The organism is Stenotrophomonas rhizophila (assembly GCF_020857975.1).
GTDB classification, from domain to species: Bacteria; Pseudomonadota; Gammaproteobacteria; order Xanthomonadales; family Xanthomonadaceae; genus Stenotrophomonas; species Stenotrophomonas rhizophila_C.
The window spans coordinates 74170-84913 of record NZ_JACWUO010000016.1; the positions used below are offsets into that span (position 1 = coordinate 74170).

General features: G+C 67.3%; 11 protein-coding genes. 8 read left to right on the plus strand and 3 right to left on the minus strand.

Features of this window, described 5'->3' with window-relative positions; translation table 11 throughout:
- Positions 1-9 precede the first annotated feature (9 nt).
- On the minus strand, positions 10-990 hold the full coding sequence (locus IC535_RS14580; RefSeq protein ID WP_228887120.1) for an FKBP-type peptidyl-prolyl cis-trans isomerase: 981 nt from the start codon (positions 988-990) through the stop codon (positions 10-12).
- Positions 991-1074: 84 nt separating this feature from the next.
- Positions 1075-1677 (minus strand): glutathione peroxidase, encoded by a 603-nt coding sequence (locus tag IC535_RS14585; protein WP_228887119.1) that lies wholly within the window; start codon positions 1675-1677, stop codon positions 1075-1077.
- Between the two features lie 532 nt (positions 1678-2209).
- On the opposite strand from IC535_RS14585, the gene IC535_RS14590 reads away from it, so the two are divergent.
- From IC535_RS14590 to IC535_RS14620, 7 genes are all read left to right on the plus strand, one after another.
- Entirely contained in the window at positions 2210-2461 is a 252-nt protein-coding gene (locus IC535_RS14590) for a hypothetical protein (protein ID WP_228887118.1), read from the plus strand.
- 2 nt (positions 2462-2463) lie between these two features.
- On the plus strand, positions 2464-2826 hold the full coding sequence (locus tag IC535_RS14595) for a GntR family transcriptional regulator (protein WP_019185943.1): 363 nt from the start codon (positions 2464-2466) through the stop codon (positions 2824-2826).
- Positions 2823-3698, plus strand: coding sequence for an ABC transporter ATP-binding protein (locus IC535_RS14600; RefSeq protein ID WP_228887117.1), 876 nt, complete (start codon positions 2823-2825; stop codon positions 3696-3698). Before IC535_RS14595 ends, IC535_RS14600 begins: the two co-directional genes overlap by 4 nt.
- A complete protein-coding gene (locus IC535_RS14605) occupies positions 3695-4723 on the plus strand; it encodes an ABC-2 transporter permease (RefSeq protein WP_228887116.1) in 1029 nt (342 codons plus the stop codon). Before IC535_RS14600 ends, IC535_RS14605 begins: the two co-directional genes overlap by 4 nt.
- A gap of 20 nt (positions 4724-4743) precedes the next feature.
- Positions 4744-5625 carry a DUF4097 family beta strand repeat-containing protein gene (locus IC535_RS14610; protein WP_228887115.1) on the plus strand — a complete coding sequence of 294 codons (882 nt, stop codon included), beginning with the start codon at positions 4744-4746 and terminating at the stop codon, positions 5623-5625.
- A gap of 22 nt (positions 5626-5647) precedes the next feature.
- Positions 5648-6253 (plus strand): DUF2884 family protein, encoded by a 606-nt coding sequence (locus IC535_RS14615; protein ID WP_228887114.1) that lies wholly within the window; start codon positions 5648-5650, stop codon positions 6251-6253.
- Positions 6254-6343: 90 nt separating this feature from the next.
- Positions 6344-6769, plus strand: coding sequence for a hypothetical protein (locus IC535_RS14620; protein ID WP_228887113.1), 426 nt, complete (start codon positions 6344-6346; stop codon positions 6767-6769).
- A 497-nt stretch (positions 6770-7266) separates the two neighbouring features.
- On the opposite strand, the gene IC535_RS14625 is transcribed toward IC535_RS14620, so the two are convergent.
- Positions 7267-8679 carry a class II fumarate hydratase gene (locus IC535_RS14625; protein WP_228887112.1) on the minus strand — a complete coding sequence of 471 codons (1413 nt, stop codon included), beginning with the start codon at positions 8677-8679 and terminating at the stop codon, positions 7267-7269.
- Positions 8680-8938: 259 nt separating this feature from the next.
- Between IC535_RS14625 and purB the strand changes: the two genes are divergently transcribed.
- Positions 8939-10306, plus strand: coding sequence for an adenylosuccinate lyase (gene purB / locus IC535_RS14630; protein WP_228887111.1), 1368 nt, complete (start codon positions 8939-8941; stop codon positions 10304-10306).
- Positions 10307-10744: the final 438 nt, after the last annotated feature.

Here is a 10744-nt window from a genome sequence, read left to right on the forward strand (position 1 = left end):
CAGGGTCGGTTACGGAAGAACGTTCAGCAGTTCGACGTCGAAGGTCAGCGTCGCGTTCGGACCGATCGGACCGCCCGGGGTGCCCTGCTCGCCATAGGCCAGCTCGCCGGGGATCCAGAAGCGGTACTTGGAACCGGTCGGCATCAGCGACACGCCTTCGGACCAGCCCTTGATCACCTGGTCCAGGCCGAACTCGATCGGCTGGCCACGCTGGTAGCTGCTGTCGAACACGGTGCCGTCCAGCAGCTTGCCTTCGTAGTTGACGCGGACCTTGCTGGTCGGCAGCGGACGCTCGCCGTTGCCCGGGCGCAGTACCTGGTACTGCAGGCCCGAGGCGGTGGTGACCACGCCCGGCACGGTCTTGTTCTTGGCCATGAACGCATTGCCGGCTTCGCGGTTCTTGCCGCCCTGCGCGGCCGCATCGGCCTGGGCCTGGGCCTGCTTGGCCGACATGAAGCCTTCCAGCGTGGCCTTGGCCTGCTCGGCGGTCATCTTCGGGGTGCCCTTGTTGAAGGTGGTGCCGACCGCGTCGAACAGCGCGTCCAGGTCCAGGTCTTCCTTCATCGGCGCCAGCGACGGGCCAACCGCGTAGCTGCCCAGCATCAGGCCGACCTTTTCACGGTCCACCTTCGGCGCCGGGGTACCCGGGGCCATGCCCGGCACCGGCTGGCCGCTCTTGACCATCATCGCCTGGCGCAGCGCGGCGTCGGTCTTCTGCGCCTCTTCCTGGCTGATCAGCGGCGGCTTGCCGGCGAAGGCATTGGTCACGCCACGGCGCAACGCCGCCAGGTCGATCTCGCTGGAGATCGGGGCGAACGAGTTGGCCACATCGATGCCGATGGCGTAGCCGAGCTTTTCCCGTTGGGAGTTCAAAGCAGAAGTCTCCTTGGCAGCCGCACCTGCGGCCGGTTGTTGCGACATCACGGTACCGGTGGCACCCATCGCCAGAATCAGAACCGACGCCGCGGCGCCGCGCATTCCCATCTTCATTCGCTGCATTCCTGGAAGTGACTGGACGCCGACGTCGGCGCGAAAGCGATCATTGTCGCACGCACGTGCGAGATGTCGAGAACGTCAACGCTTGGGCACGGGCTTGGACAGCTCGCGTTCGAGCGCGGCCAGCAGCCCGGCATCATCGGGCGTGGTCTTGCTGGGGTACTGCGCCACCACCCGCCCGTCGCGGGCGATCAGGTACTTGTGGAAGTTCCAGCCCGGCGCCACCCCGGTGGCCGCGGCCAGGCGCTGGTACAGCGGCGTGGCCTGCGGCCCGGTGACCTGCACCTTCTGGAACATCGGGAACTTGACCCCGTAGGTCAGCGTGCAGAACTCCTGGATCTGGGCTTCATCGCCCGGCTCCTGGCCCTTGAAATCATTGGAGGGGAAGCCCAGCACCGAAAAGCCGCGCGCGGCGTACTTTTTCTGCAATGCCTCCAGGCCCTCGTACTGCGGGGTGAAGCCGCACTTGCTGGCGGTATTGACTACCAGCAGCACCTTGCCGCCGTACTGTTTCTGCAGGTTGACCTCACCCTTGCCGGCCAGTGGCCGGTAGCTCAGGTCCAGCAGGCCGGCCGCCTGGGCACCGGTGGCGGCCAGCAGCCCGCATGCCAGCAGCAGCGCCGCCCCAGCGCGCACGCGCCAAGTGCCGGGCAGGGAAGGCAGGGAACGGATCTGAGGCATCGCAACACTCCGACAGGGTTCGGGAAAAGGAGACGGCAATGGCCCGGAAACAGCGGGAAAACCGCCATGGGCGGGCCATTGCGCACTATATCACCGGGCCTTTTACCGACGCGTGCGCGGCGCGGCCGGCCGTTACCGGGCGTGGCTGGGATGCGCAAGACGGCGGCGGCGGTGCTGTGACGGCTTCAACCCGCTGCGGCGCTGCAGGTGTCCGGCCAGGGTCCGGACCTCCCCCACAGGCGCCGCAGGGCCGGCTTTGCCGACGATGGCGGCCTTGGTCAACGTCGATCCGGCGCCTCGCGTATCTACTGAATGGGCACACGGCATCTCATACCATTGATGTGACTGAACGCAGGCAGACCCCAGCCCGCCTCTGGAAATTCGATGGATCGCTTTTAAATCAATGGCTTGGAACGTCTTCCCAGCACTTTGTCACACCCCTGCCATCAGTTGGGGTCGGTCATGGCTTGCACTCCGGCGTGCCGGTGTTATAGTTGCATACAACACCAGTCACCTGATGCAGGGGAAGCCCATGAATCGCATGCGCCGCCGCCGAACCACCCACGCTGTTACCGCCGCTTCGGCGTTGCTGCTGTTCGCCTGGCTCGGCACCCCCGACGGTGATGCCGGCGGCGCCGCCGGCAGTGCGTTGCCCGGCCCGCAGGACGCAGGCGTGATCCAGGCAGGGACCGCCGACGACCCCCCCGCCCGCCCCCGCCGGCTGCACAGCTCCCTGTCCATGCCTTACTTCTCATTCGCACAGTCGCTGAACCCACGGAGCTGACCATGAGCGATATTCAATGGAGCGATGGTGCTCCGATCTACCGTCAGCTGAAGGAACGCGTGATCGCCATGATGCTTGACGGCATCATCAAGCCCGGCGACGCCCTGCCTTCGGTCCGGCAGGTAGCCGCCGAGTACCAGCTCAACCCCATCACCGTGTCGCGCGCCTACCAGGAACTGGCCGATGAAGGCCTGGTCGAGAAACGCCGGGGGCTGGGCATGTTCATGACCGAGGAAGCGGCCACGCAGCTGCGCAGCAGCGAGCGCGACCGGTTCCTCAATGAAGAATGGCCGCTGGTGCTGGAGCGTATCCAGCGCCTGGGCCTGAACCTCGACGAATTGCTGCCCCAGGGGAAATCCTCATGAATGCCGTTGCAAGTGATGTCGTCATTTCCGCCCGCGGCCTGCGCAAGGCCTACAAACAGACCGTGGCGCTGGACAACACCAGCTTCACCATCGCCCCGGGCCGGATCACCGGCCTGATCGGCCCCAACGGCGCCGGCAAGACCACCCTGCTCAAGGCCCTGCTCGGCCTGACCACGGTGGAAGGCGAGCTGCAGGTGCTCGGGCTGGACCCGGCCGTGCAGCGCAACGCGCTGATGAGCGAGGTCTGCTTCATCGCCGACGTGGCCGTGCTGCCGCGCTGGATGAAGGTGCGCGAGGCGATCGATTTCGTCGCCGGGGTGCACCCGCGCTTCGACCGCGCCCGCTGCGAGCGCTTCCTGGCCTCCACCAAGCTGCAGCCCAGGCAGCGCGTGCGTGAACTGTCCAAGGGCATGATCGTGCAGCTGCACCTGGCCCTGGTGATGGCCATCGACGCCAAGGTGCTGGTGCTGGACGAGCCGACCCTGGGCCTGGACATCCTGTACCGCAAGGAGTTCTACCAGCGCCTGCTGGAAGACTACTTCGACGAACAGAAGACCATCATCGTCACTACCCACCAGGTCGAGGAGATCGAACACATCCTCACCGATGTGATGTTCATCCGCGATGGCCGCATCGTACTGACCACCGACATGGAAGACATCGGCGACCGCTACAGCGAAGTGCTGGTGTCGGCCGAGACGCTGGAGGCGGCACGCGCGCTCAAGCCGATCGACGAACGCGCCCTGCCGTTCGGCAAGACCGTGCTGCTGTTCGATGGGGTGCCACGCGCCCAGCTCACGCCCCTGGGCGAAATCCGCAGCCCGGGGCTGGCGGATCTGTTCGTGGCCATCATGAAGGGAACCTACGCATGAACACAGTCCACCACCCCATCAGCAAGGCCAGCACCTTCAAGTGGATGCTCAAGCGCGAGTACTGGGAGAACCGCGGCGGGTTCCTGTACGCCCCGCTGATCGCCGGCGCGATCTCGCTGGTGATGAGCCTGGTCGGCATCCTGTTCGGGCTGCTGGCCATGCACCGCGCCGCCAAGAGCGGCGGCCTGGTGCTGGACAATGAAAACGTCAGCGTCAACGGCCTGGACCTGGGGCTGCTGACCAGCAAGCTGGACGCCAAGAACATGCACGACCTGGCCAATGGCCTGGACCTGACCCTGGTGCTGAGTTCGCTGTGGCCGTTCATCGTGCTGGCCTTCGTGGTGTTCTTCTACTGCCTGGGCGCGCTGTACGACGACCGCCGCGACCGCAGCATCCTGTTCTGGAAGTCGCTGCCGCTGTCGGACACCCAGACCGTGCTGTCCAAGGCGCTCAGTGCGCTGCTGGTGGCGCCGCTGGTGGCGGTGGCCGCCTCGATCGTGACCATGTTCGGCTTCCTGCTGATCATCACGGTGGTAGTGATGGCCAATGGCGGCGATGCGATGACCCTGGTCTGGGGCCCGGCCAGCCCGCTGAACATCGTGGCCAGCCACCTGTCCTGGATCCCGGTGTACCTGCTGTGGGCGCTGCCGACCGTGGGCTGGCTGCTGCTGTGCTCGGCCTGGGCCAAGAGCAAGCCGTTCCTGTGGGCGGTGATGCTGCCGCTGTTTGCCGGCATCATCGTCAGCACCACGCACCTGATGAGCGCCTTCGACCTGAGCAGCGACTGGTTCTGGAAGCACATCGTCGGCCGCCTGCTGCTGGGCACGCTGCCGGGCAGCGACATGCTCTACCGCACCGACCAGCTGCGTGCGCTGATCGGCGACCGCGACGACCTGGTCGCCGCGCTGGCCCCGTCCAACCAGCTGGCCGCGTTGAGCCTGCCGGAAGTGTGGATCGGTGCCGCCGCCGGTGTGGTGTTCATCGTCCTCGCCATCCGCCTGCGCCGCCGCGCCGGCGAAATCTGATCGCCCTCAAGGAGCCACCCATGATCCGCACCCTCGCTGTTGCCTCCCTGTTGATGCTGCCGCTGGCCGCGCCGGCCAGTGAACCGCAGTGCAAGTTCTCCGAAGCGCGTGATCTGAAACTGGACCTGGCCGGTGCCAAGGCCGTGGTGTTCGAGGTCAACCAGCACGACCTGGTGCTGCAGGCCGGGCCCGGCCCGGCCCAGCTGGGCGGGCGTGCCTGCGCCTCCAATGCCGACTGGCTGGGCGAGCTGACCCTGACCCAGCAGAAGGTGGGCGACAAGCTGGTGGTACGCCTGCAGCGCGCCCAGCGCGCCATCACCCTGGGCGGCAACAGCTATGCCTACCTGGACATCCGCGGCAGCGTGCCGGACACCGTGCTGGTGCAGCTCAAGGTCGGCTCGGGCGATGCCAGCGTCAGCGGCGCGCACTCGCTCAGCGCCGACGTCGGCTCGGGCGACGTCACGCTGCGCGGCATCAAGGGCCTGGTCACCGCCGCGGTCGGCTCCGGCGATGTGGAGCTTGACGGCGCCGGTTCGCTCAACCTGCTTTCGGTGGGCTCGGGCGATTTCAAGGCACGCAATGTGCGCGGCAATGCCAAGGTCGGCAACGTCGGCTCGGGCGACCTCGGCCTGACCGGCGTGCAGGGCAACGTGGCATTGGGCGACATCGGCTCGGGCGATGTGGATCTGCGCCAGGTCAAGGGCAATGTCACCATCGGCACGGTGGGTTCGGGCGATGTGGACATCCGCAACGCCGGCGGCAATGTCAGCGTCGAACGCCATGGCTCGGGCGATGTCACCGTGCACGACGTCGGCGGTTCGCTGACGGTATCGCGCAGCGGCAGTGGCGAGGTGCGCCACGGCAATGTCAGCGGCCCGGTGAATCTGCCGCGCGGCAAGTAACCCCTTCTTCGAGGATCGTCCGATGACTTCCAGACTGCTGCTGCCCACCCTGCTGCTGTGCCTGCCCCTGGCCGCCTGCGGCAATCCCGATGCCGGCAAGGCCGCCCCGGCCGCCGGCCAGCCGGCCGGCAGGACCGCGGCCGCGGTGGACGCCGATTCGATCGGCAAGACCGTGCAGGAGGCCACCGACAAGGCGCGCAAGGAACTGGCCCAGGGCAATATTTCCATTTCCGGCAGCAACGATGCCAAGGCCGAGATCACCCCGCAAGGCGACCTGCTGATCGACGGCACCACCGTGCCCACCGACGCCAACCAGCGGAAGCTGCTGCTGGACTACCGGCGGCAGGTGGAGGCGCTGGCCGGGGCCGGCATGAACATCGGCGTGGCCGGCGCCAACCTGGGCGTGAAGGCGGCCGGCGAGGCGCTCAAGGGCATCTTCTCCGGCGATACCCAGGGCATCGAGGAGCGGGTGAATGCCGAAAGCAGCAAGATCGAAGCCGAAGCCAAGCGGCTGTGCACGCTGCTGCCGGAGATGATGGCCAGGCAGCAGGCGCTGGCCGCCGCGCTGCCGGCGTTCAAGCCCTACGCCACGATGGACCAGAGCGACATCGACGACTGCGGCAAATAAGCCGAGCCGGCCTGCGACGTACGGTCGCAGGCCGGCGCGGCTGGACGGGGGAGGACTACACTAGCCTCCCCCTTTTTGTGCGCTGCGCCGATGAAGAAGCTCTGTCTGCTGCTGTTTGCCCTGTTCTGCCTGGCCGCCACCGGCTGCGACCAGGAATACCGCAACCACCGCGCCGAGCGCGGCAAGCCGAAGATCACCGTCAGCGACGGCATGCTGATCGTGCGCCGCGCGCCGGCACCGAACATCATCGTGCTGCCCGATGGCCGGATGAAGATCGACGAGATCGAAATTCCGCTCAAGCCGGACCAGCAGGCCGTGCTGCAGACCATGTTCGGCCAGCTGCAGGTATTGCGCCAGAACACCCTCACCGACGCCCCGCCGGATCCGGCCAAGCGCGCGGTCAGGATCCAGGTTCCGGCCGGCCTGCAGCCGATTCCACCGGACCTGGTGCAGCGCATCCCCGAGTTCAAGGATTACACCGAGACCTTCGGCAATCTGCAGGCCGATCGGCACTAGACCTGCCCGGCTTTAAATAGCATCGGTTCACTTATTTCGCGCCGAGGCGAGCGGGCACGCCCGTAGTTCTGACCCATGGTCAGACAGTGCGTATCGGACCGAAGAGCTTTGGGCTCGTCCAGCCGCACACGTCACTCTATCCAGAGGAGGACGGGCAGCCCCATGTGGGACTGTCGAAAACATGGGTCCGGCGTATACGCCGGACGGGTTGGGCAGGACGCCCAACCCCGGCCTTGCCGGGTACGCAGGACAGCGCACCCGAGCAAGTTTTCGCCAAGCCCCCACGGATGGGTTTACGGCGTGTCCCGCATGGGGCTGCCCGTCCTCCTCCCACAGGGAAGATCAAGACGCTGCTCTTGGCCAAGCATCGGTGCGGTTGCCGGCCAGCGGCCGGCACTACCTGCGCGCGGCGGCGTGTTGCCTTTGCGCCGCCCCACGGCGGTGAACCACAAAAAACGGGCCTTTCGGCCCGTTTTCGTTTTACTCCGGCCGCAGGCTCAACCGCCGCCGCCACCGCCGGCATGAATGCCGCCGGCGGTCAGCGCGGCCGGGTCCAGCAGCCGACGCAGCTCGGCTTCGGCCAGCCCGCTGTCCTCCAGCGCCACGTCCAGTACCGGGCGCTGCTCCTTGTAGGCGCGCTTGGCGATCGCGGCGGCCTTCTCGTAACCGATGATCGGGTTCAGCGCGGTGACCAGGATCGGGTTGCGGCCCAGTGCCTCGCGGACGCGGTCCTCGCGCACCGTCAGCCCGGCGATCGCACTGTCGGCCAGCAGCTGGGTGATGTTGGCCAGCAGGCCGATCCCGTCCAGCAGGTTGGCCGCGATCAGCGGCAAGGTCACGTTCAACTGGAAGTTGCCGGTCTGCCCGGCCACGGTGATCGCGGTGTGGTGGCCGATCACCTGCGCGCACACCATCACCATCGCCTCGGGGATCACCGGGTTGACCTTGCCCGGCATGATCGAGCTGCCCGGCTGCAGCGCCGGCAGTTCGATCTCGCCCAGCCCGGCCAGCGGACCGGCGTTCATCCAGCGCAGGTCGTTGGCGATCTTGATCAGCGCCACCGCCAGTGCATTGAGCTGGCCGGACAGCTCCACCGCATCGTCCTGCGCGGCCAGCCCCTCGAACTTGTTCTGCGCACTGTCGAACTTCACCCCGGTCTGTTGCTTGAGCAGCTTGGCCACTCGCTCGCCGAAGCGCGGGTCGGCGTTGATCCCGGTGCCGATCGCGGTACCGCCCAGCGGCAGCCGGCGCAGGCGCTTGAGGCTGTCGTCGATGCGCTCCTGGGCCGAGGCCAGCTGCGCCGACCAGGCGCCGAACTCCTGCTCGAAGGTCAGCGGCATGGCATCCATCAGATGGGTGCGGCCGGTCTTGACCACCTTGCGCAGGCTGCGGCCCTTCTTGTCGATGGTCTTGCGCAGGTGGGTCAGCGCCGGCTGCAGCTGTTCCTGCACGCCCAGCAGGGCCGACACCCGCAGCGCGGTGGGAATCACATCGTTGGAGCTCTGCCCCTGGTTGACGTGGTCGTTGGGATGCACCGCCAGCTTGCCGGCCTTGCCGGCGCGGTTGGCCAGGGTCGCGATGACCTCGTTGGCATTCATGTTCGAGGAGGTGCCCGAACCGGTCTGGTACACATCGATCGGGAAATGCGCGTCATGCTGGCCGGCGGCGACCTCGGCCGCGGCGGCCTGGACCGCCTTGCCGATGTTCCTGGGCAGGTGGCCCAGTTCCACGTTGACCGCGGCGGCCGCGCCCTTGACCAGCCCCAGCGCGCGGATGAAGCCGCGCGGCATGCGCTGCCCGGACACCGGGAAATTGTTCACCGCGCGCTGTGTCTGCGCACCCCACAACGCATCGGCCGGTACCTGCAGCTCGCCCATGCTGTCGTGTTCGATCCTGAAACCCTTGCTCATTGCTTCACTCCGCGTTTCTTTCGGTTTGGAAAGGGAACCTGCGGCTGGCAACGGGCCTGATTCCCTGGCTTGCGGCTGCATGAACGATACTCCGATGCGCCGCCCAAACCCAGGCGCGGTCGCGTCCCGGGCCGGGGCGATGCGCCGGCGTTCAGGCCGGCCCGGCGGCCGTGGGCGCGGCCTGCCGGCGCCGGGCGCCGACCGTGGCGGCCGCGGCAGCGTAGAATGACGGCCCCGCTGCCATCGCCCCGCGCCCACCATGTCCGAATTCGCCCTGCTCGCCCTGTCCCCGCTCGATGGCCGCTATGCCGGCAAGGTCGACGCGCTGCGTCCGATCTTCTCCGAATACGGCCTGATCAAGGCCCGCGTGAAGGTCGAGGTGGAGTGGCTGCTGGCCCTGGCCGACGAGCCGGGCATCGTCGAACTGGCGCCGTTCCCGGCCGCCGCCGCGGCCCGCCTGCGCGCCCTGGCCGACGACTTCGCCCCGGCCCATGCCGCGCGGGTCAAGGAAATCGAGCGCACCACCAACCATGACGTCAAGGCGGTGGAGTACTTCATCAAGGAACAGCTGCAGGCCGATGCCGAGCTGGGCCCGGCGCTGGAATTCGTGCATTTCGCCTGCACCAGCGAAGACATCAACAACCTCAGCTACGGGCTGCTGCTGCAGCAGGCCCGCCAGGACGTGCTGCTGCCGGCGCTGGACAACATCGCCGGCATGCTGCGCACCCTCGCCCACGCCCAGGCCGCCCAGCCGATGCTGTCGCGCACCCATGGCCAGACCGCCTCGCCCACCACCCTGGGCAAGGAAGTGGCCAACGTGGTCGCCCGACTGGAGCGCCAGCGCCGCCAGATCGCCGCGGTCGAACTGACCGGCAAGATCAACGGCGCGGTCGGCAACTACAACGCCCACGTGATCGCCTACCCGGACGTGGACTGGCCGGCCTTCGCCCGGCGTTTCGTGGAAAGCCTGGGTCTGGTGTTCAACCCCTACACCACCCAGATCGAACCGCACGACAACGTCGCCGAGATCGGCGATGCCGCCCGCCGCGCCAACATCATCCTGATCGACCTGGCCCGCGACATCTGGGGCTACATCTCGCTGGGCTACTTCAAGCAGAAGCTCAAGGAAGGCGAAGTGGGTTCGTCGACCATGCCGCACAAGGTCAACCCGATCGACTTCGAGAACGCCGAAGGCAACTTCGGTATCGCCAATGCGCTGTTCGAACATTTCAGCGCCAAGCTGCCGATCAGCCGCTGGCAGCGCGACCTGACCGACTCCACCGTGCTGCGCGCGGTCGGCACTGCCTTCGGCCACAGCCAGGTCGCGCTGGATTCGCTGGCCAAGGGCCTGGGCAAGCTGACCGTGAATCCCGAACGCCTGGATGCCGACCTGGACGCGTCCTGGGAAGTGCTGGCCGAAGCGGTGCAGACGGTGATGCGCCGTTACGGCCTGCCCAATCCCTACGAACAGCTCAAGGCGCTGACCCGCGGCCAGGGCATCACCGCCGAGTCGATGCGCAGCTTCGTCGAATCGCTGGACCTGCCCGAAAACGCCAAGCAGGGCCTGCGCGCCCTGACTCCGGGCGGTTACATCGGCCTGGCCGCCGACCTGGCCAAGGCGATCTGAGGATCGCGCCAACGGTCGATACACTGGAGGGGCGCGGGCATGGCCTGGGTCCCTTTCCGCTCCGTTCGTCGCAATGCGTTACCGGGCGCGGAAGCGCCACCGGCAGTCGTTTGGGAACCGACCCTACCAAGGAAGCCTCCGCATGCGTCACGCCCGCTGGTAGGGTCGCATCCCGATCGACTGCCGATGACGCCGATCATCGCGGCGAAGGCATGACGCTGGCCGGAGACCCGTATCGATGCCGGCATGCCCGGCAGCAACCAGTCCGTTCGTCGCAATGCGTTACCGGGCGCGGAAGCGCCACCGGCAGTCGTTTGGGAACCGACCCTACCAGGGCCGCCTCCGCGTGCGTCAACAACCCCTGGTAGGGTCGCATCCCGATCGACTGCCGATGACGCCGATCATCGCGGCGAAGGCATGACGCTGGCCGGAGACCCG